This is a genomic window from Phyllobacterium bourgognense (assembly GCF_003337575.1).
Taxonomy (GTDB): Bacteria; Pseudomonadota; Alphaproteobacteria; order Rhizobiales; family Rhizobiaceae; genus Phyllobacterium; species Phyllobacterium bourgognense.
In genome coordinates, this window is the sequence record NZ_QPJM01000002.1 from 111,240 (window position 1) to 137,432 (window position 26,193).

The following is a 26,193-nucleotide window of genomic DNA, read 5'->3' on the forward strand; positions in this document are numbered from 1 at the left end:
TTGACGGCGAATCCTGCCACTCAGGACTATGCAATTATCACCGCAACAAGACGAAGCGCTTCGGGCTGTTTCAAAATGGCTGAAAGACGGGCGCAGCCCGATTTTTCGGCTTTTCGGGTATGCCGGTACGGGCAAGACGACGCTTGCCCGCTATTTTGCCGAGCACATCGAGGGTGACGTTCAGTTTGCAGCCTTTACTGGCAAGGCAGCGCAGGTGCTCCGTTCGAAAGGCGCTGCCAATGCCCGCACGCTGCATTCTCTGATCTATCGGCCGCGCGGTGAAGAGGCGGTGGAAAATGAGACCACTGGCAAAACCAGCATTGCTCCGACATTTTCCTTGAATCGCCAAAGTCCGGTTTCCAAGGCCAAGCTTATCGTCGTCGACGAATGCTCCATGGTCGATGAGCAATTGGGACGGGATCTCATGAGCTTTGGAACGCCAATCCTAGTGCTGGGCGACCCCGGTCAGTTGCCGCCAATTTCCGGCGGCGGTTTTTTCACCGAGCACGAGCCAGACTATCTCCTGAGTGAGATTCACCGGCAAGCGCGTGATAATCCCATCATTCGTCTGGCGCTCGATGTACGCGAGGGCCGTGAGTTCACGTTCGGCGATTTTGGAGCGGCCAAGGTGATTTCGAAGACGGACGTCACACAGGAACTGGTGCTCGGTGCCGACCAGGTGCTTGTCGGGACCAACCGAACGCGCCGGCGCTACAATCAGCGTCTGCGAGAGTTGAAGGGTTTTTCCGCGTCTTTTCCACAGGCTGGCGACAAACTGGTTTGTCTGCGCAACGACCCGGCAAAGGGCCTGCTCAATGGTTCGCTATGGAAGGTCATGACCTCGTCGCGTGAAACCGTGAAACCCGGGATCAATCTTTTGGTCGCTCCTGAAGATGAGGAGCCGGGGCGGGGTGTCGCCAAGATAAAACTGCTGAAATCTCAGTTCGATGACCCAGACGCCGAAATACCGTGGCAGACCAAGAAACGGTTTGACGATTTCGATTACGGCTATGCTCTGACGACCCATAAAGCGCAAGGATCACAATGGGATGAGGTCGTGCTCTTCGACGAAAGCTATGCTTTTCGTGATACACGTGAACGCTGGCTCTATACCGCAATCACCCGCGCTGCGGAACGCTTGACTGTCGTGCGATGAACCAAAGGACTCAATCTTTGAGTTTAGATGAAATAGCAATATTTAATGCCGCGTTTCTGCTGTAAAGAAAATGCCAGTGCTTCCGCGTATGGGTTAGATCATGACCGCATCACTCTCCGTCAACCTCAATGCGATCGCGATGCTGCGCAACAGACGCGATCTGCCCTGGCCCAACGTCATTAGTCTTGGACGCATCGCTTTGGCGGCTGGCGCATCCGGTTTGACGGTGCATCCGCGCCCCGACGAGAGACATATCCGTTTTTCCGATTTGCCGGCAATTCGCGCGCTTATCGATGATGAGTTTCCGCAGGCTGAATTCAACATCGAGGGCTATCCGACGCCGGAGTTTCTGGGCCTTGTCGCTGCAAATGAACCAGAGCAGGTGACGCTGGTGCCGGACGATCCGGCGCAATCGACATCGGATCATGGCTGGAATTTGGAACGCGATGCGGAATTCCTCCGACCGATCATTTCCCGTCTTAAAGCACAAGGTATTCGCGTTTCATTATTCATCGATCCCCACCCCGATGCGCCTGCCATGGCCAAGGTGCTTGGCGCTGACCGGGTTGAGCTTTATACTGGCCCTTATGGAGGCGCACACGATGATCCACGCCTCCAAGCCAGCGAACTCGCAAAGCTGGAATCGACCGCCTTGGCGGCGGCAAAAGCAGTGATTGCGGTGAACGCAGGGCATGATCTGACGGTGGCCAATCTGGCGGCATTGGTGAAAAAAATGCCAAATCTTGTTGAGGTTTCTATCGGTCATGGGCTTACAGCGGACGCTTTGGTGCACGGGATGTCTGGTGCTGTGGAAAGATTCCTCAATGCGCTTCAAGCCTAGGCCTTTGATTCGGGTGCAGGATTTGCTTTGTTATGCATTTTCGCATATCTCGGGCGATCAGCTATGAAAAAATGGCGATTGATATTGCGGTGCAACACGACTAACTCGTCCGCCCACGCTGTCAGAGCGAGGGAAAAGTTGTATGAGTGAACAACAGTTGGATGACGAGAACTGTGATAACGGTCCCGTCGTTCATGAATCGGAACCGCATCACAAAGAGGCCTTTCCGGTTCTTGTTCTTGGTGCTCTCGGCGTCGTCTATGGCGATATCGGCACAAGTCCGATCTATGCCTTTCGCGAAGCGCTCCATGCTGCCTCCCTCGATGGAACGTTGAGCCGCACCGATGTGCTTGGCGTTGTTTCGATGATCTTCTGGGCACTGACAGTTATCGTAACGATCAAGTATGTCTTGTTCGTTCTTCGCGCCGACAATGACGGCGAGGGCGGTATCCTGTCTCTGATGGCTTTGGCACGGGCGAGCTTCAAGACTCGCCCGCAGCTTATTTTGGCCCTTGGAATCGTTGGCGCATCGCTGTTTTACGGCGATGCGGTGATTACGCCGGCAATTTCGGTGCTTTCGGCTGTTGAAGGCCTTGAGATCGTCACACCGAGACTGACGCCGTTCATCGTGCCGATCACGCTGGTGATCCTTTTAACCCTTTTTTCCGTTCAGCGCTTTGGTACTGCGCGTGTCGCGACCATTTTTGGCCCGATCACGCTGCTATGGTTTCTCGCTATCGGGTTCTTTGGGTTATGGCACCTTGCCGACGACTGGAGTGTTTTTGCTGCCGTCAATCCCATCTATGCCGTTGAATACATTATAGATAATCCAGTTACCGCATTCCCCACTATCGGCACGGTGTTTCTTGCTGTTACGGGGGCAGAGGCCCTCTATGCCGATCTTGGCCATTTCGGGCGCAAACCGATCGCGACGGCCTGGATGTGGATTGTCTTCCCTTGTCTGCTGCTGAACTATTTTGGGCAAGGCGCGTTCATTCTGGCAAACGGGGAGGCAGCGAAAAATCCGTTCTTCGAAATGTTCCCGCACTGGGCTCTTTTGCCGATGGTGCTACTCGCCACGATGGCAACCGTTATTGCCAGTCAGGCGGTTATTTCCGGGGCCTATTCCCTGTCCCGGCAGGCCGTGCAGCTCAATCTGTTACCGCGTCTCAACATCGAGCACACGTCGGAGAAATTGTCCGGCCAAGTCTATCTACCGCGTATCAATGTATTGCTTGGTCTTGTCGTGGTCCTTTTGGTGCTTGGTTTTGAGCGGTCGTCCAATCTGGCGTCCGCGTATGGTATAGCGGTAACCGGAAACATGCTTGTCACGACGATATTGCTTTTCATCGTCATGAGCAGAATTTGGAAGTGGCGTTTGTGGGTGGCAATATCGGTGACCCTTTGTTTCCTCATCATCGATCTGACCTTTGTCAGCGCCAACCTTATCAAGGTCATAGATGGTGGTTGGGCGTCGCTGGTCGTCGCGTTCCTTGTGGTACTGATCATGTTCACGTGGGTGCGCGGCAGCCGTCAGCTCTTCGAAAAAACCCGCAAGGGCGAGGTGCCCCTCGATCTCATTTCGAGGAAAATGGCCGAGAACCCGCCGACGCTCGTACCAGGCACTGCTGTTTTCCTGACGGGTGATCCAAAGAGTACGCCGACCGCGCTGATGCACAGTCTCAAACATTACAAAGTGCTGCACCAGAATAACGTTATTCTGACGGTGATTACCGCTCCGACGCCTTTGGTAAAAAAGAGCGATCGGGTGCGTATCGAGCCTATAAATGACCTCTTCATGCGCGTTACTCTGACCTTTGGTTACATGGAACGCCCGAATATTCCGCGCACACTTGCGATCTGCCGGAAGCAGGGATGGAAGTTCGATATCATGACGACTTCTTTCTTCCTGTCGCGTCGATCCTTGAAAGCGTCGGCCCGATCGGAAATGCCGCGCTGGCAGGATCGGCTGTTCATTGCGCTCGCCCGGACAGCCAGCGATGCGACTGAATATTTCCAGATTCCCACCGGCCGCGTTGTGGAGATTGGAACGCAGGTCAACATTTAGGGTCCCTGTCGATCTTCATGCCATGGCTGTCTGCAAACGGCGTTTTTCTGCGCGCCGGTGCTCACGTACCAGTATGTACGCTGCGCTCCGGTGCTCGAAAACCACCGTTTTCGCCTCGCCCTGACATGGACCTCGACAAACCTTTGCGCGGGCATCCACTCTACCTGGCACACCAAAATTTCAATTTATGGTGGAAATTCTTATGCCGGATTCGCGCTTTCTTGTGCCAGTTTTGAGTATTCTTGTGTGGGTTTCGAACTTTCTCGCGCAAGATTTGAATGGGTTGGGCGAGAAATTGTCTCACTTTCGGTCTTGTCAAATACCTGGCGCCGTATTAGAACCGCCGCCGTAACGTACGGTACGGTACGGTGGAGGAGTTGAGGGTGCAATTGGCAGTCGACGTTGGCGAGAATGCATTGACGGAGCGTCAGAAGGACGTTCTCGATGCTGCGCTTGCACTCCTGGTCGAAGCGGGTGACGCGCTGACGATGACCAGCGTCGCGCGCCGCGCCAGCTGTTCCAAGGAAAGCCTCTACAAGTGGTTCGGTGACCGTGACGGACTGCTCACGGCGACCGTCCAATGGCAGGCTTCGAAGGTGAGGGCCGTCCCGGTGAATCCTGAGGCGTTTGATCTCGCTTCGCTGACCGCCGGTCTTCAGCGTTTCGCCTCAGATTGGCTGCACGTCCTCTCCGGGACCATATCCGTGGCGCTTAACCGCGTGGCCGTTGGTCATGCCGGCAGCGACAAGCACGACCTCGGCGTCATCGTGCTGGAGAACGGACCATTTGCCATGGCTCGCCGGCTCAAGCCATTGCTGCAGCTCGGTCGCAATACCGGTCTCCTGCATTTTGACGAGACAGATGAAGCGTTTCGCACCTTTTTCGGACTGGTTGTCCGGGACGTGCAAATCCGGTTGCTGCTTGGTGACCGGCTGGAATTGACTGATGCGTCGATTGAACGGGATTCCCTTCGCGCGACACAGCAGTTTCTGGCTCTTTACGGAGCTCAAAATGGCCACTAGGTCCTCACATTGGAAGGAATAAATCAATGCGCGTATATTATGACCGCGATGCGGACATCAACCTGATCAAATCGAAGAAGGTTGCAATCATCGGCTATGGTTCGCAGGGACGTGCCCATGCACTCAACCTGAAGGACAGCGGCGCCAAGGACGTGCGCATCGCGCTTCGCCAGGGTTCGGCTACTGCCAAAAAGGCCGAAGCGGATGGCTTTCAGGTCGTCAATGTGGCTGATGCCGCCAAATGGGCCGATCTCATGATGATGGCGACGCCGGACGAACTCCAGGCCGACATCTATAAAGATCACATTGCCGACAATATCCGCGATGGCGCGGCGATCGCTTTCGCCCATGGTCTCAATGTTCATTTCGGTCTTATCGAGCCGAAGAAGTCGGTCGATGTGGTCATGATCGCGCCAAAGGGCCCGGGCCATACGGTTCGCGGCGAATACCAGAAGGGCGGCGGAGTTCCGTGCCTGATTGCCATCCACCAGGATGCGTCGGGCAATGCACATGACCTCGCTCTGTCCTACGCTTGCGGCGTTGGCGGCGGCCGTTCGGGCGTCATCGAAACCAATTTCCGTGAAGAGTGCGAAACCGATCTTTTCGGCGAACAGGTCGTCCTCTGCGGCGGTCTGGTGGAGCTGATCCGCGCCGGTTTCGAGACACTGGTCGAAGCCGGCTACGCGCCGGAAATGGCCTATTTCGAATGCCTGCACGAAGTGAAGCTGATCGTTGATCTCATCTATGAAGGCGGCATCGCCAACATGAACTACTCGATCTCCAACACCGCGGAGTGGGGCGAATATGTTTCCGGTCCACGCATCATCACGTCAGAAACCAAAGCCGAGATGAAGCGCGTTCTGAACGACATCCAGACGGGCAAGTTCACTTCCGACTGGATGCAGGAATACAAGGCCGGCGCATCGCGCTTCAAGGCCATCCGTCGCAACAACGACAAGCACCAGATCGAAGAAGTAGGCGAGAAGTTGCGCGGCATGATGCCATGGATCGGCAGCAACAAGCTGGTCGACAAGGCCAAAAACTAAAAAGACCTATGCCAATCCGCCCCGATGGCCATCTGATGCAATTTTCTCGACTTCCGGTGCTCACGGACCCAAAAGTCCGCTGTGCGCCGGTTCTCGAAAATCACACGAGCTGATTCATCGGGACGAATTCTCAAACGGTCTTTAATTTGCCTGGAATGCCGGTGGAGCAATTCACCGGCCTTTTTGTGTGGAGACAACTCAACTGCACTAGTCCGCCTAGGTTGCGCGATTACATCCAGTTCCAGACAAGGTTGCGGGCTTAGACGCTGGAGATCAAATATCCGATTGGATGAACGCAAAATGGATATGAAGCGGCCGGCCAATACGAGCGACATGTCTGTGATTGCGTCTGACACCGGAACACTTCCATCGCGAAACTTCGCCTGCTGGTTTCTGGCGTTATTCGCGGTGACGCAGTTTCCGCTCTATTGGGTCCAGTACCCAGACATCACAGACTTTCCAAATCATCTGGCCCGCATTCACACACTAATACATCTTTCGCAGTCCGGGATGCTGCAGCGCTACTACGAACTTCGCGACCTGCAGATCGGCACCAATCTGGCGATGGAGGTCATCGTACCGGGACTGGCGCGCTGGATGAGCCTTGCGCTCGCACTCAAGGTCTTCGCCTCGCTTTCAACGTTGCTGTTGACCACTGGCGCCGTCATAGTCGGTCGCGCCATCACGGGCCGCTTCAGCTATCTGCTGCTTGGGGTGTTGCTGTTTGCCAACAATGCGATGTTCCAGCTAGGCCTGTTGAACTACCTCTTTGGCGTTGGTGTCGCCTTCTGGCTACTTTCAGCGTGGATCGTCGCGGGCCGGCTTCGCTTGATAGCCTTCTCGGCAGGTTGCGTCGTCGTATATTTGTGCCACTTGAGTGCGCTGGGCATCTACGTTATCGGCGTCGTGGGGTATGAACTGAGTTTTGTACGCAGCCGGAGCTGCCTGCCAACTCTTTTCACATGGCGCTCCCTGGTCTTGACACTGATGCAGTTCGTGCCGGCAGCCATCCTGCATGTGCTGGTGTCGTCGAATTCAGCGGGAAGCTATATACCGGCACCGAGCCCCTACACAGGAATGGGCATATCGATCGTCTATAAGATGATGCTTGTATTTCTTACACCGGGGATAGGTGTTTCCGGCTATCTGCTCGCACAGATTGCGATCGGCTTACCTCTGGTCCTGGCGCTCTATTTCAGTTTTCGAAGTGGTGCGCTGCGGCTGGTCACTCCAGCACGATGGATGGCGGGACTGCTGGCTATTGCAATCGCCTTTCTCCCGCCCTCCGGGTTCGGATCCAACCTCGTCGACATCAGACTGATCCCCGCTTGTTGCCTCCTTGCGTGGTGCGGGTTGGAAGCCACGGAGCGCAGCAGGTGGATTCCGGGCGCCGCGCTGGCGGTAATTGCGTCGGTTGTATTTCTGATCAGTTTGGAGACGACTTACGAGTGGGGAATACGAGATGGCGAGTACGGACGCGTCAGAAGCGCCTTGCATCAGGTTGCTGGGGGCTCAAGGATTGCCACGGTTACGCTGGACCACGGCGAAACCACTGCCTCCTCGATTTCGGTCCATGCCGGCGCCTGGAGTGTCATCGACGGCTCAGCATTCCTGTCGAATTTCTACATCTGGCCGTTCCAGCCATTTTGGGTTGCCTACCGCGCACCTTATGCCTCACTAGCCGCGTTAGCGCGAACCGATGATCCGGCTGCAGCGCCGCCGGCATATGAAACACTCAAGAACTCCTACGATTATGTTCTCGTATTTGGTGGAGATAGTGCGGCGCGCCTGCGCTACGCGCCAAACGCCGAGGCGATCTATGACTCGCGGTCGCTTCGGCTGCTTCGAACAGGCGCTATAGATCGCAGCGGCGTCGCGGGCCGGTGAAAGGCTGATAGGTATTGTCGAAAGCCCGATAGGACTGGTATTGCGCGCGACAACGTTGCACCTGTGTCCGACCGGATGGACCGATTGGGCGATGAATGCGGAAATCATAGCAGGCCGCCGATCCGGTGCAGTCGCGCAAAGCAGGATTGGACGGAGTTCCGCTGCCCGGAATATAAGGCTTTCTCGGGACCGCATCGAGCCCGCGCGGTGCCGGGCGGTAGCCCCGGATTTCCTGCGCAGATACGCTGACAAGCTGGGTTGTCAGAATAAAGCCGAGGGCCGCGAGTATGATCGTCAAGGCTTTCATCATCGTTCTGTCCTGATCTCGAATACATACATATAAGGACTTGTCGCGTGGATCGCTACTGGTGGGAGCCGGTCAATGCGGCTAGGTTGTCGTTCCCGTCACATGGTTCAACGCTCGAGTCTCCGCATGTCCGTTCGCATCGCCACTTTCAATGTCGAAAACCTCATGAACCGTTTCGATTTCTCGGGATTCAAGAACAATCTCAACAAGGACCGGACGTTGCAGCTGTTCCAGATCGACGATGAGGAGCAGTACCGGCAGCTCGAGCAGGCGCGGGCGATCGCGCATGCAGACGATACGAGGCAATTGACCGCGCTCGCCATCGCAGAAACGCATGCGGATATTCTTTGCCTGCAGGAGGTCGACAATATCGGGGCGTTGAACGCCTTCGAGTTCGGCTATCTGTTCAAGATGGTGGGAGAGGGCTACCGGCACAAATTCATGATCGAGGGCAATGATAGCCGTGGCATCGACGTGGCCGTTCTGATGCGCGATCACACCCGTTACGGCGAGCCGATCGAATTTGTCGACATGACCAGCCACGCGCATCTCACCTACAACGATCTCGGAATTCACACTCCCGAACTTGCGCTTCTGGGAATAGAACCGCATGAGCGTATCTTCAAACGCGATTGCCTGGAAATCGATGTGCGTATCGGCGGCAAGCCGCTGACGCTTTTCGTCAGTCATTTCAAGTCGATGGGCTCCCCGCGCAACGGCATGGACGGACGCGCGTCAACCATGCCTGTACGGGTGGCGGAAGCGACAGCAGTTCGCCGGATCATCGAGGACAAGTTTGCGTCAGGCGGCGGCGCGGCCAGCAAGCGCTGGGTGATCTGCGGAGACTTCAACGATTATCGCGAAAGAGTGGTCATCGGCGGGGATTCTCTCGTCGGGTATACCTTCGCGCCAGTGAGCGAACCGATCAGCAGTCTCGACATTCTGCTGAATGACGGATTTTGCGAGAACCTGGTGGAGCGGCGGCCGGTCATGGACCGCTGGACGCTCTATCACACGCGCGGACCAGAAGAGCGGCATCTGTGCCAGCTCGACTATATTCTCGCCTCACCAGCGCTCGTGCGCAGCAATGCCGATGCGGTACCCGACATTATCCGCCGTGGCCAGCCTTATCGGACGATTTTTCCGCCCGATCAGAAGGTGGAGCTTTTTCCGCGCATCGGCTGGGATCGCCCGAAGGCCAGCGACCATTGCCCGGTTTCCGTTACTCTAAGTATGGTTTGAATAGTGCACGATATTCCAGAGAAGACCGTCATCCCGCTCAATAAAGCGGTGATCCGCATCGACAGTGCGCCACTTGAATATGGAATTTCAAATGAGACGGCAATTGCTGCTGGATGGGTGAGCGCGACGGCAGCCAATCCTGCCATCTTCAATGGGCCGTTCTTCATGGCTGACGAGGCGGGAGTGGCGGACGATGCGTTTCAGGCGCGTTATCATCGCACGCGATTTGCGACGATGATGCACTGGAAGGCCGATGCAAGAAACGTGAAGCCTTGGCATATTTTCGCCGTCGGTGTGATCGTTTCAAGGGATAACAAGCTGATCGCCGGGCGTATGGCCGCTTCGACATCGGCAGCCGGCCGCATCTATTTTCCGGCGGGTTCATTCGACGAAGAGGATGTGTCGGGCGATTTCATCGATATTGACGCCAACATGCACCGGGAAGTCCAAGAGGAAACCGGCATCAAGCTCTCCGGGGCCGGAAGGCGTGACGATCAGCTATTCCTTGTCACTGCCAGTCGCAGCATCGCTTTGTTCCGGCGCCACTATTTCGATATGAGTGGAGAGGCGCTGCTGGAGCATATTCGTGGCCACATCGCGGCTGAAGTGGATTCCGAGCTCGACGACATCACCGCGATTTCCGCAGCAGGGGAAATGGGCGAGGCGACGCCGTGGACGTTTCGCACATTTGCCGACTGGCACTTTCGCCAAGGCTAGGGTCCCTGCACGCTAATGTCACCGTCACAAGGTTTGACTTGTACGGGCAGTACCATCAGATTTATGAGTTCACGACCTAATCGGGAGAAAGCAAATGGCCGGTCGCCGCTACGAGGTCTATGACGTCTTCACCGACGAGGTGCTGGCGGGGAATCCACTGGCGATCGTGCACGATGCCGACGGCCTCGACGATGTTGCCATGCAGCGGATCGCGCGGGAGTTCAATCTTTCCGAAACTGTTTTCGTCCTGCCAGCAAAGAACTCCGCGCATACGGCGTGGGCGCGTATTTTTACGCCCGATTATGAAATGCCGTTTGCGGGACATCCGACCGTCGGGACCGCTGTCGCCCTGGCTCAGAATCGATTTGGAGAAGTCAGAGATACTCAGGACGCGCTGATCATCCTGGAGGAGCAGGTTGGACCCGTTCGCTGCGGCGTCAAGCTAAGCGAAAACGGCGCCTTCGCCGAGTTTGATCTGCCGAAGCTGCCGCAGGAGGTTCCTTATAAATACGACAAGATCGCCATCGCCAATGCGTTGCGGCTCGAGCCAAAGGAAATCGGCTTCGAGAATCACGTTCCGAGCATCTGGGATGCGGGCGTACCTTTCATGCTGGTGCCGGTGCATGGACTTGAGGCGGCGGGGCGTATCGTTATCAACCAGATCGCGATGAAGGACGTGGCGCCGACCATCGGTCATCGCCAGCTGCCGGTCTATGCCTATTGCCGCGAAACGATGCTGCATGACAGCCATTTTCATTCGCGCATGTTCGTGAGCGATGAGGGCACCTATGAAGATCCGGCAACGGGTTCTGCAACGGCGGCGTTTGCCGGTGCAATTCATGCCTTCGACGAACCGCTGGATGGCGTCGTGCGCCTGTCGATCGAACAGGGATATGAAATGGGAAGGCCATCGCGCCTGCAGCTCGAGCTGGATATCGTCGACCAAAAGCTGACCGGGGGGCGCATCGGGGGCTCGGCGATCAGGGTCGCGGAAGGCCGGCTGTTCGTATAGTCCTCAACCGGACGTTGTTCCGGTGAAAGCCGTCATAAAGTTTTCAAGAAGGGCTGGACAGGCAAGATTTGCCCCGTTATAGAGCCCTCACTTGTCGCCGCCAAACGGCTGACGGGCACATAGCTCAGTTGGTAGAGCAGCTGACTCTTAATCAGCGGGTCGTAGGTTCGATCCCTACTGTGCCCACCAAATTAAACCAGCATCTTAGACGATTTTGTTAAAGATGCTGGTTTTCCTCCTCCGTCTTGTCGTTCAACCTCTCGGCATTAGCGACTCCACGATTTGGTCCACTGTGAAGCTCGCCGGCTTGGCGCGTGGCGGGAACTCCTTGAAGCTTTCCAGCCATTCGGCAACGAGTGCCTGCGCAGCATATTGCAGTGGGACGTGTTCCACGAACCATTGAGCATAGTAGAGATTGCTTTCTTCGCCACGCTCGAACGGATCGGACCGAAGATCGAAGAGCTTGGGAATGCGCATCTTTGACAATGGTTCGCGCCAGACATCGAGCCCTGTGCTTCGCTGCTCGCTGAATACCACTTTGTACTGGTTGATGCGCAGCGCCATCAGGTCACCGTCGTCGCTCCAATAGAGAAAGCCCTTGCGCGGGGATTCCTTTTCTTTTCCGGCCAGGAAGGGCTGAAGGTCGAAGCCGTCGAGATGAACCTTGAAGGTCTTGGTGCCGATTTTGTATCCCTTCCTCACTTTTGCGACGAGATCAGGCTCGCCCGCGGCGGCCGCAAAAGTCGGTATGAAATCCTGTAGCGAGCAAATGTCGTTGATGACACGGCCCGGCTTGATGACTCCCGGCCAGCGCATAACGCAGGGAACCCGCCAGCCACCTTCCCAATTGGTGTCTTTCTCACCCCGGAAGGGTGTTGCACCACCATCCGGCCACGACAGGACCTCGGCGCCATTGTCCGTTGTGAAGACAACGATGGTATTGTCAGCGACGCCAAGCTTCTCGAGTTTGTCCAGCAACTGGCCGACGTAGCCGTCCAGTTCCACCATGCCGTCCGGATAGAGGCCGTGCCCCGTCTTGCCGACCGACGAGGGCTTCAGATGCGTGAAGACGTGCATGCGCGTGGTGTTCATGTAGCAGAACCAGGGTCCGCCTTCCTTCGTCTTGCGCTGCATGAAGTCGAGGCCCGCCCCCATAAACTCTTCGTCCACTGTTTCCATACGCTTGCGCGTAAGCGGACCAGTGTTTTCAATCACCTGTTTGCCGACCTTGCCGTATTTTGGATCGACGGTCTTGTCGTCTTTGTCGGACGCCTTGCACTTGAGGACACCGCGCGGGCCGAACTTCTCGCGAAACTTTGGGTCCTTCGGATAGTCCGTATATTCTGGCTCCTCCTCGGCATTGAGGTGATAGAGGTTGCCGAAGAATTCATCGAAACCATGCACTGTCGGCAAATGTTCATTGCGGTCGCCAAGATGGTTTTTACCAAACTGGCCGGTGGCGTAGCCGAGGTTCTTCAGAAATTGCGCAATCGATGGGTCCTCGGCGCTGAGGCCCAACGTCGCTCCAGGCATACCGACCTTCGTCAGTCCGGTTCGGATCGGTGCCTGTCCCGTGACAAAGGCAGCCCGTCCGGCAGTGCAACTCTGCTGGCCGTAGAAGTCCGTGAACATCGCACCTTCGCGAGCGATTCGATCGATGTTTGGGGTTCGATACCCCATGATGCCGTGGTTGTAGCAGCTGACATTGAACCAGCCGATATCATCAGCCATTATGAACAGGATATTGGGCTTGTCGGATTTTGATGCCTTGGCCATTCGCTATTCTCCCGGTTATGGGCGAGATATTAGCCACGGCGGTGATGCCAAGAAGTACGTAACAGTTACAGACGCGATGCCGGCTCAGCTCACCAAATCCACGAGCACATCATAGGCGGCATCGATATCGGCTTGTATCGCGGCCTCGACGGCCTTTCCATCGTGAGCGCATAGCGCGGCGAACATGGACTGATGGTGCTCGTTGGCTTTGGTGTAGTTGCCGGAATCATGCAGCATGTTGAAGTACGGGCTGACCTGCAGCCAAAGATTCTCGATGATATTGAGAATGCTTTCCGATTTCGCCGCCTGGTAAATCGAGAAATGGAACGCGTAGTTTGCCCGCAGGTATGATTTGATATCGCCAGAGGCGTTGGCTTTTTCCAGTGCTTTCAGCAGCGAGCGCAGAGTTTCCAGTTCGCTATCCTCGATGCGTTCGGCTGCCCATTTGCCGGCAAGCGCTTCGATCTCAATACGAACATTGCGCAGATCCGTGAGCTTGGCCCGGCTCAACCGCGGTATGCCGATGGAACGCCCGGAAACCACGGTCAGTGCATTGGCCGCTGTCAGCCGCCGCAAAGCTTCCCGCACCGGCATGGCGCTGACGCCGAAGGCATCGGCAAGGCTTTGCACGGGGACCATCTCGCCCGGAACAATGCCGCCTTCGAGGATCAGGCTGGCAATCTGGCGATAGACGCGGTCCTGCAGCGTCTCCTTGGAAAGCGGGAGAATCTCAACACCTGGTCTCCTGTAACCGGCTTCAGCCATTGTTCACCTTTTCGTGGCGGGTGCCTTTAAACGTGGAATGCAGCGTCCACCACAGCGCGTCAAGAGTTTCTCCTTATCTAACAAATCTTATGCACGATCAATGGTATTTTATCATTGATCTTTGATCAAATGGTGATACGGTTGGCTGCAGGAACGACGAGAGGGAAGAGGAGCCCGCTCGGAGATGTTTTCCTGTGTCAGGGAGGAATTATAATGGGAATTGGATCAATCATCCGGCGCGCTGCCGCTTGCGCCTGTCTCGCGTCAAGCATGGTCATGATCGGCCACGCCGACGCTGCGGAAAAGCACAAGATTTTTCTTAGCATGAGCTTTATCGGCAATGACTGGCAGGCCGAGGCGGCCAACATGGTCAAGGCCATGGCTGCCCACAAGGACTACGCTGACAAGGTGGATTTGCAGGTCCAGGTTGCCGGTCCCAATGCCCAGCGGCAAATTCAACAGATCAACGCCATGGTCCAGGCCGGTGCTGAAGCCATTGTGATTTTCCCGATTTCACCGACCGCGCTCAATCAGGTTGTGAAGAATGCGTGCGACAAGGGCGTTAAGGTATTCGCCTATGATGGCGAGATCACCGAACCCTGCGCCTACAATATAGCGATCGATCAGGAAGAGGCCGGCCGCGTGACCGCGGAATGGTTGGTCAAGAAGCTCAACGGCAAGGGCAATATCATTGCGATTACCGGCGTGCCCGGAACGTCTGTCGACAATCTTCGTACAAAGGCAGCCAAAGAAGTTTTCGCCAAACATCCCGATATCAAGATCGTCGGCGAAGCGGTTGGCATGTGGAGCCAGGCTGTCGCGCGCACCGAACTCTCGAAGATCCTCGCAACCCGCAACTGGGACGACATTAACGGGCTGTGGATGCAGGTCGGATGCTTCACCGCAAATTCGATGCAGCTCGAAGCAGGCAAGAAGCCGGAACAGCTTCTTCCATGCGCAGGCGAGGGATCGAATGGCGGACGTATCCAGATGCTGCCCGCAGGAACCGAGGCAGAGGGTGCGACACCTCCCTATGCACCCATGGGCGCGCCGCGCATTTCCTATGCGTCCCCGCCATATTCTGGCGCTCTCGCGCTGAAGCTTGCCGTCGATGCGATCGAAGGCAAGGAAGTACCGAAAAAGACTGTGCTGCCGCTGCCTCTGGTCACCAACGAGACCATCAAGCTCTGCCAGGAAGGTACGTGGCAGGAAATGAAAGACGGCTGCAACGCATTCAAACCGTCCATCGTCTCCAATCCGGGCTGGTTTGCTTCGATCTTCTCGGAAAAGACACCCGAGATCGGTCTCAATGCAGCATTGGTCGGTCAGCCTGAAAACTAAGCGTAGGCTTGCGCGGAGTGGCTAGCACTCCGCGCAACTTGGCTTATCCCGATGATTTGAGCAGGACCGGTGGGATGAATTCACCATTCGAACAATCCGCCATTGAAGTCACCGATATTCGCAAGGCGTTTGGCGCCACGGTTGCCGTGGATGGCGTATCCTTCCGCATCGAGCCTGGAAGTACGCATGCGTTGCTCGGCGAGAATGGTGCGGGCAAATCAACGATTGTCAAATTGCTGTCGGGACTGCTGCGTCCTGACGAGGGGCACATATCGGTCTTTGGCGAAAGAGCAGCGCTCAATGCACCAAGGGCGGCGCATGCGCTTGGCGTCCAGACCGCATTTCAGGAAATGACGCTGGTCAAGGATTTGACAGTGCTCGACAATATGCTGATGCCTTATGCGCCGATCGGGATTACTGGCATGATCCGCCGGTCTGCGGCGCGTCACGCCATAGCCCGGCATTTGCAGGAGCTCGAATTTGCGGTCGATCTCGACGCTGAAGTCGGCACACTCGATCTTGCCATCCAGCAAAAGATAGAAATTGCCCGGGCGCTTTATCGCAAGCCCCGAATTCTTCTCCTGGACGAACCGACATCGACGCTTGCGGGCAGCGACGTCGAATGGCTGGGCCGGATCATCGCCAAGCTGAAGGCGGCAGGGACGACCATCGTTTTCATTACGCATCGCATGCGTGAGGTGCGCGCCTTTTGTGACACGCTGACTATCTTGCGCAATGGACGCCACATAACCACGTGCGCCGTTGCCTCCATTACCGACGGCCAAGTTATCGAGAACATTGTCGGGCGATCGATTGCCCAGACTTTCCCGGCGCGGCCCAAAAGCGATGCCGCATTTGGTGCCCCGGTGCTCGGGGTCCGCAACTTGCGGGCCGGCCACAAGTTGCGCGATGCGAGTTTCGATTTGCGGAAAGGCGAAATCCTCGGCGTTGCCGGATTGCAGGGCATGGGCCAGCTTGACCTTTTCCTGACTTGCTTTGGCATGACACAGGTGGCCCATGGCGATATCCTTGTCGATGGGCGCATGGTCCGGTTTGGCTCGCCTGCAGATGCGCTTAAGCCCAATATTGCCATTGGGCTGGTGCCTGAAGACCGAAAGACGGAGGGCCTGTTCCTGAAACTCAGCGGAACGCTCAACGCATCCTTGCCGGTGATTGACAGGTTCTCACGATTTGGACTGATACAAAGTGATCTTGAACGCCAGGCCGTGCGTTCTGCTTTCGGCACCGTCGAGGTTGATCAGCGCGCGCTGTGGACCAGGGCAGGAGCTTTTTCCGGCGGTAACCAGCAGAAGATCGCGATTGCAAAATGGCTTGTCGCCCAAAGCCGTATCCTGCTGCTGTTCGATCCAACCCGCGGTATCGATGTCGGCACCAAGCACGAACTTTACGTCATGATGCGCAACTTCACCGACGCTGGAGGTTCGATCCTCCTGCACTCGACGGAGATTCCCGAGCTCGTGCATTTGTGCGACCGGGTTCTGGTCCTTTATGATGGGCAGATTGCGGCATCGTTGTCGCGCGATCAATTGACCGAAGCCTCGATCATGCGGCCAGCTCTGGGCCATGACAGCGCAGCAAAAGAGGCCGCCGAATGACGATGATGACCTCGACTGCCACGAGCCGTAACTGGACTTCCCTGTTCAGCATGTCGCCTGAACGGCGCAGCGTACTCATCGCCATAGCCGTATTTCTTGGCCTGCTTGGTTTGGTAGATTTTGTCAGCAGCGGCCCGCTCAGCTATTTCGACATTTCGTTCCTTTCGAGCGGCGGAGCAACGTCGGCGATTGCTGCGATCGGACAAACGATCGTCGTTCTTTCCGGCGGTTTCGATCTGTCGGCCGGGGCGGTGATTTCGCTGGTCAATGTGGTGTTGGCGCAAGGCATGGACCCGGCGGCGGCACAGACGAGTGTGGTGTATTGGACCTGTGTCGGAATCGGCGTTGGCATGCTGACCGGGGCTTTCAACGGCATTTTCATCGCATTCTTCCGGTTGCAGCCCATCGTGGTCACGCTGTCGACCATGTTCATTATCCAGGGTCTGACGCTGCTGGTAATGGACAAGCCCGGTGGCTTCGTCGCGCCTGACCTTGGGACCTTCTATCTTGGTGATGCAATACCCGGCTGGCTGCCCATGCCGCTGGTGGTGATCGGTGTTGTTCTACTCGCCTGGCTCTGGCTGAAGAACACGCGGTTCGGTACGGCGATCTATGCGGTCGGCAGCGATCCGGACGCTGCTGCGGCAATCGGCGTGAGGGTCAAGCTCACCAAATTCCTGGTCTATGTCATCGCCGGCGGCTGCTATGGCCTGGCTGGTGTTTTCATCAGCGCGCAGACGGGCAGCGCCGATCCGCTGGTTGGCAATCCGCTGCTCCTGTCGATGTTTGCGGCGGTCGTCGTTGGCGGTACCCGCCTCGGTGGCGGACGTGGTGGGCCACTTGGCACCGTCTTCGGCGCCTATATCCTCATGATGGTCGTGAATATTCTCCTCGTCCTCAATGTGTCGGCCTACTATTCGACCATCGCGGAAGGAACCATCCTGATACTTGCAGTCCTCGCTGGATCGGTCTCGTACAGTTCGACCCTCGCCAAGCAATTGCGCAGTGCGCAGGCGCAGTTCGGCGCATGGCGTCAGGGCCTGCTGCCCTCGCAGCTCGATCGCACTGACCGGCGGATGAAGATGCCATCGTCCGCCGAGGGCAAACTGGTAGCGTCGTCATTCCTTTCGCGCAACAGCGAGACGATCCGGTATGCACTACCGGCATATTTGTGTCTGCTCGCCGTTGTAATAGTGACTCAACTCTGGCTTGGCCGGGCGATCCTGAACCCGACCTACTGGAACTCGCTGGCGGTCCTGTCCACCTTCCTCGCCATACTGGCTTTGGGGCAGGGGACGGTGATCCTGACTGGCGGCCTCGACCTCTCGGTTCCCTGGACTATCGGCATAGCGGGTATCCTGCTCGCAGGTATCGTCAATGGTTCCGACGCGGCTCTCGTCTACGCTTTGCCCGCCGTTCTTCTCATCGCGTGCCTTATCGGATTTATCAACGGCGTTGGAATCGTCGTACTCGGCATTTCGCCCATCGTCATGACCCTGGCTATGAACGGCATCCTGCAGGGGTTCGCCCTGGTCTATTCGCAAGGAACGCCGGCAGGATTTTCGTCGCCGATGCTTCGCTGGTTCATGACGGGAAAAATCTGGACTGTTACGCCGGTCGTTCCGTTCATGGTTTTGTTTGTCATCGCCGCCGTATTCCTGCTCGGACGAACAGCCTTCGGACGCAGGGTCTACGGCATCGGCAATGGATTGAGGGCAGCGCAGCTCTCGGGCATCGCCGTCGGACGCACGCTCATTCTTGTCTATGTGCTCTCCGGCCTTTGCGCCGGGCTCGTCGGGGTATTGCTCACCGGGTTCTCGGGACAGGCAAGTCTCGGCATGGGGGATGATTATCTGCTGCCGTCGATCGCGGTGGTAGTGGTTGGTGGAGCACTGATTACCGGCGGACGTGGTCACTATCTCGGCATGCTGGGTGGGGTGCTGCTACTCACCGCACTGCAAATGTTCCTGGCGGGAACAACGTTGCCCTATGCAACGCGGGCGATCCTGTTTGGCCTTGTGGTGCTTGGCGCAGTTATGGCGCTTCGCGAGAAGCGGTCTTAGGAGGATGAATGATGAATAAAATTGCACCGGCATCTGCGGAAGAATTCTTGGGTGGTTTGCGCGATCAGAGAGTGTTGGTCACGGCGGGGGCCTCCGGTATTGGCTACGCCATTGCCGCAACCCTTTCACGGCTCGGTGCCCGCGTCGCGATCTGCGACATATCCCAATCGCTGCTGGACGAAGCGCAGAATAGTGTTTCGCTGGCTCATGCGACGCTGGCCGACGTTTCGCGTGAACAAGATGTCGACCGCATGTTCGAGGAGGTGTCCTCTTCACTGGGCGGTCTCGACGCGCTTATCAACAATGCGGGCATAGCCGGTCCGACAGGCGGCGTCGATGAAATCAGTGCGGAGGACTGGCGCCGGTGCATCGACATCTGCCTGACCGGGCAGTTCCTTTGCGCACGGCGCGCGGTACCGATGCTCAAGGCATCCGGAGGCGGATCGATCGTCAATATGTCATCTGCCGCCGGCAAGCACGGCTATGCTTTTCGCACGCCATATTCGGCAGCCAAGTTCGGGGTGATAGGTTTTACCCAAAGTCTCGCCAAGGAACTCGGACCGCATGCGATCCGCGTCAATGCAATCCTCCCGGGTATTGTCGAGGGACCGCGTATTGAAAACGTCATCAGCAACCGGGCGAAGCAGCTCGGTATCTCACATGAGGAAATGACCGAACGCTATCTTGAGAATGTTTCGCTGCGGCGGATGGTCAGCCCCTACGATGTCGCGACCATGGTCGCTTTTCTGCTTTCCAATGCTGGTATCAACATTTCGGGCCAGTCGCTCGGTGTTGATGGCAATGTCGAAACCCTGTGAGGTAGCGATGCAAAAGACAGCGATCATCGGCAGCGGTTTCATCGGCAGAGCATGGGCCATCAGTTTTGCCCGCGCCGGCTATCAGGTGAGCCTGTGGGACCAAGCGCCGGACGCTGTGGCCAAGGCTTGCGGCTATATTGCAGATGTGCTCACCGATCTTGAGCGGAACGACCTGCTCAACGGGCATTCGCCCGAAGCGGTTCTGTCGCGCATCGTAGCTGAAACGGATCTCGCAAAGGCGCTGGAAGGCGCAATCCACATTCAGGAAAATACCCCGGAAAATCTCGAAACAAAGATCAAGGTGTTTTCACTCCTCGATGAGAATGCCGATGCGTCGGCCGTTATCGCGAGTTCGACGTCGGCCTTGCTGCCATCGAAATTCACCGAGCATCTGAAAAACCGCCAGCGTTGTCTTGTCGTTCACCCGATCAACCCGCCATATCTCATTCCTGCGGCCGAAATTGTTCCGGCACCCTGGACCTCGGGCGAGGTCGTGGAACGGACCCGCGCGTTCTTGATTGCCGCGGGACATGCGCCGCTGGTCATGAAGCGCGAACTCGACGGGTTCATCATGAACCGCATGCAGGGCGCCCTTCTCGAGGAGGCCTTTCGCCTCGTCGCCGATGGGTATGCGACAGTCGAGGACGTCGATATCGGTATTCGAGACGGACTTGCGCTCCGCTGGTCGTTCATGGGCCCATTCGAGACGATCGATCTGAACGCACCGGGTGGCGTGCGAGACTATGTCGAGCGCTATCAGATCATCTACGAGCGGTTGTTTCCCCAGATGCAGCGCCGCGTCGACTGGGCGGGCGATGTGCTCAAAACCGTAGAGGCCGGCCGGCGCGAAAAGCTGCCGCAGGAGAAGCTGGTCGATCGTCAAGTCTGGCGCGACCGCCGCCTCATGGCGCTTGCGGCGCACAAGAAGAAATCAACGCAGGAGTTCGGACAATGAGCGAGACGACACGAGTGAGAAGCGGCTCGAGCACGAAGGGCAAGGTCATCATAACCTGCGCCATAACCGGTGCGATCCACACGCCGACAATGTCGCCTTATCTGCCGATAACGCCCGATGAGATAGCGAAGGAAGCGCTCGCCGCTGCAGAGGCTGGCGCTGCGATACTGCACCTTCATGCCCGCGATCCGGAAACTGGCAAGCCAGACCAAACACCGGAGGCTTTCGCCAAATTCCTGCCGCGCATCAAGCAGAACACCAATGCAGCGATCAATATCACCACCGGCGGCAGCCCTTACATGAAGGTTGAAGAGCGGGTGAAACCGGCGGCAACCTTCAAGCCGGAGGTGGCGTCGCTCAATATGGGTTCGATCAATTTCGGGCTCTATCACCTCGTCGACAAATACAAGGAGTTCAAGTTCGATTGGGAGAAGCCGCATCTGGAGGCCACCCGCGATCTTGTATTCCGCAACAGTTTCAAGGACATCGAGTATATTCTTGCGACCTGCTACGATAACGGCACGCGATTTGAGTTCGAGTGCTACGACATAGCCCACCTCTACAATCTCGCGCATTTCGCCGAACGTGGATTGGTAAAGCCGCCGTTCTTCGTGCAGTCGGTTTTTGGGCTGCTGGGCGCGATCGGCACGCATCCGGAAGACGTCGCGCATATGAAACGCACTGCCGACAGGCTTTTCGGTGAGAATTATCGCTGGTCGGTGCTCGGTGCAGGATCGAGCCAGCTTCGCATTGCTGCACAGGCGGCGGCGCTGGGTGGCAACATCCGCGTTGGCCTTGAAGACAGTCTCTGGGCCGGCAAGGGCAAGCTGGCGAAGTCCAATGCCGATCAGGTTCTGCTCGCGCGCAAGATCATCGAAGGGCTCGGCATGGAAGTGGCGACGCCGGACGATGCGCGCGCGATCCTGCAACTCAAGGGCGGCGACAAGGTCGCGTTCTAGGAGGATAGGATGCTGCGGATCGAAGTTTTCAGCGAAGATCGCAATCAGCTGGGCGAGGGTCCCCTGTGGGACGTCGAGGAACAGCGTTTGTACTGGATCGATTCCTACGCACCTGCGGTCTATTCCTGTGATGCCAGAGGCGGCAACCGCAAGAGCTGGAACCTGCCGGAACCGGTCGGCTCGCTGGCATTGCGCGAAAAGGGTGGCGCTATCGTGTCGCTGCGCAATGGATTTCACACACTGGATTTTGAAACGGGTGCCGTCGAGCTGTTACATGAGACCCATCCGGGCGAGCTTCGGCCGCGCCTCAACGATGGAAAGGTTGACCGCCAGGGACGCTTTGTTGCGGGTTCAATGGATTTCGAGGAACGCGACCCGGTTGGAACGCTCTTTCGCCTTGATCCCGATCTTTCGCTGCACACGCTCGATACGGGAATTATTTGTTCGAACGGACCCTGTTTCAGTCCGGACGGAAAGACACTGTATTTCGCCGACAGTCACAAGAAGGCGATCTACGCTTATAGCTATGACACATCATCGGGTACGGTCGGGTCGCGGCGCGTGTTCACAAGCTTTGATAATCTGCGCGGCTATCCCGACGGTGCGACTGTCGATGCGGAAGGATATGTCTGGAGCGTCGAAGTGTATTCCGGACGGCTCATCCGGTTTGATCCGAATGGTGTGATCGACCGTATTGTCGGCCTGCCTGTGCAATCAACCACGAGCATCACGTTCGGCGGCCCGGAGCTCGATATCGCGTACGTTACGTCGATGGCCCGCCCTTTCAACAATCAATATCACCGCGAGCGCGAGGCCGGCTGCATGTTTGCCGTCCATGGACTTGGCGTGCGTGGTCTGCCGGAACCGCGTTTCAAGGGATGATGGAGGTAACATGAAAATCGATGTGGTGGTGGACGTAAAGACCACGCTGGGCGAGGGCCCGCTGTGGGACGTCGAGCAACAACGGCTTTACTGGATCGACAGTTTCGATGGGCGTGTGTTTCGCGCGACGGCCGATGGCCGGGAAATCCGCTCCTGGGATGTCCCGATGAAAATCGGCTCGATGGCGCTGCGCAAGGACGGAAATGGTGCCATCGTGTCATTGGCGCGCGGATTCCATCTGCTCGATTTCAAGACGGGCGACGTCGAGCTCATCCACGATCCCGAGCCGGACAAGTCGGAAAACCGCATCAATGATGGCAAGGTCGACAAGCAGGGAAGGTTTATCGCCGGCTCCATGGACACGATGGAGAGCGGTCCGAACGGCGCGCTCTACCGTGTCGATCCCGACCTCAGCGTGCACAAGCTCGACGATGGTATCATCGTTTCGAACGGCCCATGCTGGAGCCCCGATGGAAGCCTGTTCTATTTCGCGGATTCGTGGTCGGGCGAGATATGGGTCTATGACTATAACCAGTCGACGGGAAATGTGTCCAATCGCCGGACCTTTACCAAGATCGACACATCGAGAGGTGGTGCCGCCGATGGCTCGACGGTCGACGCGGAAGGCTGCCTTTGGAATGCACAGGTCTATGACGGCAAAGTCGTTCGCTACCGGCCCGATGGCACCGTGGACCGCGTCATCGACATGCCGGTGAAGAAGGTTACGAGTATCATGTTTGGCGGTCCGGATCTGGACATCATCTATGTGACATCCATGGCGAAGCCACCCTTGCCAAGATTTCCGGGAGACGGAGTCTTGCGCGGCAGTCTTTTCGCGATCACCGGGCTTGGCATCAAAGGTATACCCGAGCCGCGGTTCGCAGGCTGAGAATCCAGCCAACGCGATAGTGCAGATTCTAGAACCTTATTTGAGAGATGATCATTGCACGCTGTCGCGTCGCGACGGGCGCTGTCTCCTGCGGCAGGCGAAAGCTGCGTCTGGTCAGTCGGGATGAGCCGGGGATTGCCGCTTCTGCCGCGGCCACGTCCTCGGGCTTGACGATCAAATCCTTGCAAGCACCGGTCTCGTCCCACAATCTTTTGGCGACAAAGCTATCAACGGCTGTGGTGACCGCACCTGCGGCAAGGTCGTTAGACTGCACCCGTTTTTCTGCAATCAAAGCATGAATTGCTTCGCCCAAAATTTCGGCGGAATCGCGGAACGTCACACCGCGGACCTGGTCGAAACGCGCGTTGTCTTCACCATCGACGATGCAGTGACGGGCCGTAAAGATCCAGTCATGGATCATGTATGCCGGCGCGTAACCCCACGGAGACAATCCATTGAAGACCTGGGCGATCTTGGGGATGGAACCTCCATCCGTATACATCAAGCCAGGGCGAATGACCGAACCGGGGCGTTGGGGATCGGAACGCCGGAAAATAAGAGGGTCACCTGGATCCGGCACGAAAAGGAACCTCCCGTCGCCGCTTGATCCTCCTTCGCCGACCCACATGACGAAGAGACTGCCGGCAAAGCTCCCGGTCGGGAGTTTTGAATAGTCGACGGAAGCGCAAGCGCTCAAAGCGACAGACAAGAACAGCCAAACGACGATCCGAATGAACATAGGTTTGTTTCCCGCATGTGCCTGTGCGCCGTCTACTCAACGCTTTTCGGCAGAGTCGTCCTCGTTCGAGCTCAAGGCCGCAGCAATTTGTCCGGCGGTCACTCTTTCGCGCATCGTTGGTTTGGAGCCGTCCTCGGTTATGTCCCTGAACTCGAGGCTGATTTCCCGGTTGGCAGCGACGGCTGCGATGAGGTCTGGATCACGCATGCCCCGGTCAAAAAACATCATGACATTTCGTGCCAGGCGGTTGGCGCGCGGATCAGTCTTTGGCGACCTCTTCAGCAGCGCCGAAGCTTGGGCAAAGGCGTGCTCCATTATCTGCCAATCGGCGGACGAATATGTCAGTTCTTCCGTTCGAGAAAAAGGCATGGTTCCCCCAAAAGTCCAGCCGTCTCTTCACGTAATCAGATGATCATGGGCATTTCAATGGGCATTGCTTTAATCAAAGAGAATCAAATCACTTTTGATTCCATTTTCTTATGACGGGTTCAGTGAGGTCGTGTTCGTAGCCGAGGACACTTATGCTTGCGGTATCGAGGACGAAGAGTGCGCCAGCTTCAGGTTGTAATCCGAGCCAGCGTGCCGCAAGGACCCTCAAGAAATGAGAGCTCGAAAATATCAGAATCGTGCCATCGGTTTGGCGGAGCTGGCGGATTATCAAATCCGCCCGTGCGCCCACATCCGATGTCAATTCGCCGCCCGGGCAGCCATCCCGGAACAGATGCCATCCGGGGCGTTCGGCGAGAATTTGCTTCGTCGTCAATTCCTCGTATGCCCCGTAGTCCCACTCTGCCAATTCGGCTTTAGTCACAGCCTGTGAGCCAAATCCAGCAAGCGCGCAGGTCTTTGAAGCACGTTGTGATGGACTTGACCACACAGCGGAGAAATTCAGGCCCGACAAACGGGCGGCGATATGGCGCGCGGCCTCTTCCCCAGCGGGTGTCAGTGGTATGTCCGTACGTCCCGTGTGCTTGCCGGAGGCACTCCATTCTGTTTCTCCATGGCGAACGAGATAGATCTCCGGAAAAGCGCTGCTCATATGTACCCCTTTGACAATGCATGTCGAACTGATCGTTTAACGGATCCGCTCAATGTATTTGGTGTGGAACCGGATGTAGCCGTCCTCGGTCTGTCTAAGCTGCGTCTCGATTAGCGCATGGAATTCCGGCAGTCTGTAAAAAGGCACGCTTGGATAAGCGTGGTGTTCGGCATGATAAGGCATGTTCCATGCAAGCTTGCGCACCAGCCAAGTCGTAGTGGTTGTCCTGCTGTTCTCGAGCATGTTGGCGACATAGGGGCATCGTCCATGCTCGGCCAGAAGATAAATGCGCAAGAAAGGTTGTCCCAGTAGTGCTGGAAGGATCCAGATGTATACGAGAACCGCCGTCTCCAGGTAAACGGAGACAGCGATCATGCAGACATAGACCGCAATCATCATTTGTGCCTCGCTGCGGACTTTCCGATGACCTTTTGCTGGCACGAATGTATCGCTGCAACGCCCCGAAGCGTTTATTGCTAGTGTTTTGATGTGGCTCCACCAAACAGGAATACCCGACAGGTGCACGAGGTATTGCTGCATGGTTTCTGGCTTGGGGGACATCAGCTCAGGATCGTTCTCGGGATCCTGAGTGAAGCGGTGGTGGGCTAGATGAAAGTAGCGAAACCAGTCCGACGGCAGCACAAGGAGGACGCTGCATACACGCGCGACGCAGTCGTTCAACCACTGCGTCCTGAACGGCGTGCGGTGGACGGATTCGTGTTGAAGGGTAAACAGGAACACGATCAGAATGCCCTGCGGTATCACCAAAAGCGGCCATAAGGGCGTCCTCAAAGCAATCAACCACCCGAGAAGAATGATTGAGCCCCAATGAGCGGCGAGTTGAAGAAGGCCCGCAAGGTCTGATTTGGCGGTCAGACGATTGCGCTCCTCCGATGTCAACGATGCAATGACAGTCCGGTGATCCATGCGGCAATGATAATCGAACGAGGCACTTATTTATACAACGCTCTCGAACGTCTGGACGTGAAATTTGACTCTCCCGCATGTGCCAAATAATGTGGCGCCGAATCGACTGTTGTTGATGTTCATTGG

24 protein-coding genes and 1 tRNA gene are annotated in these 26,193 nt (G+C 56.8%); 18 read left to right on the plus strand and 7 right to left on the minus strand.

Features of this window, described 5'->3' with window-relative positions; all coding sequences use genetic code 11:
• Nucleotides 1-28 precede the first annotated feature (28 nt).
• The 6 genes from C7476_RS04200 (at nucleotide 29) to C7476_RS04225 (ending at nucleotide 8,020) form a co-directional block, all read left to right on the plus strand.
• On the plus strand, nucleotides 29-1,156 hold the full coding sequence (locus tag C7476_RS04200) for an ATP-dependent DNA helicase (protein ID WP_114428662.1): 1,128 nt from the start codon (nucleotides 29-31) through the stop codon (nucleotides 1,154-1,156).
• A gap of 100 nt (nucleotides 1,157-1,256) precedes the next feature.
• Complete coding sequence (locus tag C7476_RS04205) at nucleotides 1,257-1,997, plus strand: pyridoxine 5'-phosphate synthase (RefSeq protein ID WP_114428663.1); 741 nt, start codon at nucleotides 1,257-1,259, stop codon at nucleotides 1,995-1,997.
• Nucleotides 1,998-2,139: 142 nt separating this feature from the next.
• On the plus strand, nucleotides 2,140-4,065 hold the full coding sequence (locus tag C7476_RS04210; RefSeq protein ID WP_114428664.1) for a potassium transporter Kup: 1,926 nt from the start codon (nucleotides 2,140-2,142) through the stop codon (nucleotides 4,063-4,065).
• Nucleotides 4,066-4,448: 383 nt separating this feature from the next.
• Nucleotides 4,449-5,087, plus strand: a complete 639-nt coding sequence (locus C7476_RS04215) for a TetR/AcrR family transcriptional regulator (protein ID WP_114428665.1) — start codon at nucleotides 4,449-4,451, stop codon at nucleotides 5,085-5,087.
• A gap of 26 nt (nucleotides 5,088-5,113) precedes the next feature.
• Nucleotides 5,114-6,133, plus strand: coding sequence for a ketol-acid reductoisomerase (gene ilvC, locus C7476_RS04220; RefSeq protein ID WP_114428666.1), 1,020 nt, complete (start codon nucleotides 5,114-5,116; stop codon nucleotides 6,131-6,133).
• A gap of 300 nt (nucleotides 6,134-6,433) precedes the next feature.
• The gene (locus C7476_RS04225; protein WP_147274611.1) at nucleotides 6,434-8,020 is read left to right on the plus strand and encodes a hypothetical protein; all 1,587 of its coding nucleotides are present in this window, start codon (nucleotides 6,434-6,436) and stop codon (nucleotides 8,018-8,020) included.
• On the opposite strand, the gene C7476_RS04230 is transcribed toward C7476_RS04225, so the two are convergent.
• The gene (locus C7476_RS04230) at nucleotides 7,989-8,330 is read right to left on the minus strand and encodes a BA14K family protein (RefSeq protein ID WP_114428668.1); all 342 of its coding nucleotides are present in this window, start codon (nucleotides 8,328-8,330) and stop codon (nucleotides 7,989-7,991) included. The genes C7476_RS04225 and C7476_RS04230 overlap by 32 nt on opposite strands.
• A gap of 123 nt (nucleotides 8,331-8,453) precedes the next feature.
• Here C7476_RS04230 and C7476_RS04235 point away from each other — a divergent pair, with 123 nt between their 5' ends.
• The 4 genes from C7476_RS04235 (at nucleotide 8,454) to C7476_RS04250 (ending at nucleotide 11,487) form a co-directional block, all read left to right on the plus strand.
• On the plus strand, nucleotides 8,454-9,569 hold the full coding sequence (locus tag C7476_RS04235) for an endonuclease/exonuclease/phosphatase family protein (RefSeq protein ID WP_114429015.1): 1,116 nt from the start codon (nucleotides 8,454-8,456) through the stop codon (nucleotides 9,567-9,569).
• Between the two features lie 3 nt (nucleotides 9,570-9,572).
• Nucleotides 9,573-10,286, plus strand: a complete 714-nt coding sequence (locus C7476_RS04240; protein ID WP_114428669.1) for an NUDIX hydrolase — start codon at nucleotides 9,573-9,575, stop codon at nucleotides 10,284-10,286.
• 79 nt (nucleotides 10,287-10,365) lie between these two features.
• Entirely contained in the window at nucleotides 10,366-11,298 is a 933-nt protein-coding gene (locus C7476_RS04245) for a PhzF family phenazine biosynthesis protein (protein ID WP_181872364.1), read from the plus strand.
• A gap of 113 nt (nucleotides 11,299-11,411) precedes the next feature.
• Nucleotides 11,412-11,487, plus strand: a tRNA-Lys gene (locus C7476_RS04250).
• A 63-nt stretch (nucleotides 11,488-11,550) separates the two neighbouring features.
• Here the strand turns inward: C7476_RS04250 and C7476_RS04255 are convergent.
• Both C7476_RS04255 and C7476_RS04260 read right to left on the minus strand, forming a co-directional pair.
• Entirely contained in the window at nucleotides 11,551-13,074 is a 1,524-nt protein-coding gene (locus C7476_RS04255) for an arylsulfatase (RefSeq protein ID WP_114428671.1), read from the minus strand.
• Nucleotides 13,075-13,158: 84 nt separating this feature from the next.
• The gene (locus tag C7476_RS04260; protein WP_114428672.1) at nucleotides 13,159-13,839 is read right to left on the minus strand and encodes a GntR family transcriptional regulator; all 681 of its coding nucleotides are present in this window, start codon (nucleotides 13,837-13,839) and stop codon (nucleotides 13,159-13,161) included.
• A 213-nt stretch (nucleotides 13,840-14,052) separates the two neighbouring features.
• On the opposite strand from C7476_RS04260, the gene C7476_RS04265 reads away from it, so the two are divergent.
• The 8 genes from C7476_RS04265 to C7476_RS04300 all read left to right on the plus strand — a co-directional run bounded on the left by C7476_RS04265 (nucleotide 14,053) and on the right by C7476_RS04300 (nucleotide 23,362).
• A complete protein-coding gene (locus C7476_RS04265; RefSeq protein WP_114428673.1) occupies nucleotides 14,053-15,180 on the plus strand; it encodes a sugar ABC transporter substrate-binding protein in 1,128 nt (375 codons plus the stop codon).
• A gap of 74 nt (nucleotides 15,181-15,254) precedes the next feature.
• On the plus strand, nucleotides 15,255-16,796 hold the full coding sequence (locus C7476_RS04270; RefSeq protein ID WP_114428674.1) for a sugar ABC transporter ATP-binding protein: 1,542 nt from the start codon (nucleotides 15,255-15,257) through the stop codon (nucleotides 16,794-16,796).
• Nucleotides 16,797-16,801: 5 nt separating this feature from the next.
• Nucleotides 16,802-18,859, plus strand: coding sequence for an ABC transporter permease (locus tag C7476_RS04275; RefSeq protein ID WP_425373947.1), 2,058 nt, complete (start codon nucleotides 16,802-16,804; stop codon nucleotides 18,857-18,859).
• Nucleotides 18,860-18,870: 11 nt separating this feature from the next.
• Nucleotides 18,871-19,677: an SDR family oxidoreductase gene (locus C7476_RS04280; protein WP_114429016.1), complete on the plus strand. Its 807-nt coding sequence runs from the start codon at nucleotides 18,871-18,873 to the stop codon at nucleotides 19,675-19,677.
• 7 nt (nucleotides 19,678-19,684) lie between these two features.
• Complete coding sequence (locus C7476_RS04285) at nucleotides 19,685-20,632, plus strand: 3-hydroxyacyl-CoA dehydrogenase (protein WP_114428676.1); 948 nt, start codon at nucleotides 19,685-19,687, stop codon at nucleotides 20,630-20,632.
• Nucleotides 20,629-21,591, plus strand: a complete 963-nt coding sequence (gene kce, locus C7476_RS04290; protein WP_114428677.1) for a 3,5-dioxohexanoate:acetyl-CoA acetone transferase — start codon at nucleotides 20,629-20,631, stop codon at nucleotides 21,589-21,591. The genes C7476_RS04285 and kce overlap by 4 nt, the downstream gene beginning before the upstream one ends.
• Before the next feature lie 9 nt (nucleotides 21,592-21,600).
• Nucleotides 21,601-22,473 carry an SMP-30/gluconolactonase/LRE family protein gene (locus tag C7476_RS04295; protein ID WP_245426103.1) on the plus strand — a complete coding sequence of 291 codons (873 nt, stop codon included), beginning with the start codon at nucleotides 21,601-21,603 and terminating at the stop codon, nucleotides 22,471-22,473.
• 10 nt (nucleotides 22,474-22,483) lie between these two features.
• Entirely contained in the window at nucleotides 22,484-23,362 is an 879-nt protein-coding gene (locus C7476_RS04300) for an SMP-30/gluconolactonase/LRE family protein (RefSeq protein WP_114428678.1), read from the plus strand.
• A 28-nt stretch (nucleotides 23,363-23,390) separates the two neighbouring features.
• On the opposite strand, the gene C7476_RS04305 is transcribed toward C7476_RS04300, so the two are convergent.
• From C7476_RS04305 to C7476_RS04320, 4 genes are all read right to left on the minus strand, one after another.
• Nucleotides 23,391-24,101, minus strand: a complete 711-nt coding sequence (locus C7476_RS04305) for a hypothetical protein (RefSeq protein ID WP_114428679.1) — start codon at nucleotides 24,099-24,101, stop codon at nucleotides 23,391-23,393.
• Nucleotides 24,102-24,137: 36 nt separating this feature from the next.
• On the minus strand, nucleotides 24,138-24,470 hold the full coding sequence (locus tag C7476_RS04310; protein ID WP_114428680.1) for a hypothetical protein: 333 nt from the start codon (nucleotides 24,468-24,470) through the stop codon (nucleotides 24,138-24,140).
• A gap of 88 nt (nucleotides 24,471-24,558) precedes the next feature.
• Nucleotides 24,559-25,140: a histidine phosphatase family protein gene (locus tag C7476_RS04315; RefSeq protein ID WP_114428681.1), complete on the minus strand. Its 582-nt coding sequence runs from the start codon at nucleotides 25,138-25,140 to the stop codon at nucleotides 24,559-24,561.
• Between the two features lie 36 nt (nucleotides 25,141-25,176).
• Nucleotides 25,177-26,067 carry a fatty acid desaturase family protein gene (locus C7476_RS04320; RefSeq protein ID WP_114428682.1) on the minus strand — a complete coding sequence of 297 codons (891 nt, stop codon included), beginning with the start codon at nucleotides 26,065-26,067 and terminating at the stop codon, nucleotides 25,177-25,179.
• Nucleotides 26,068-26,193: the final 126 nt, after the last annotated feature.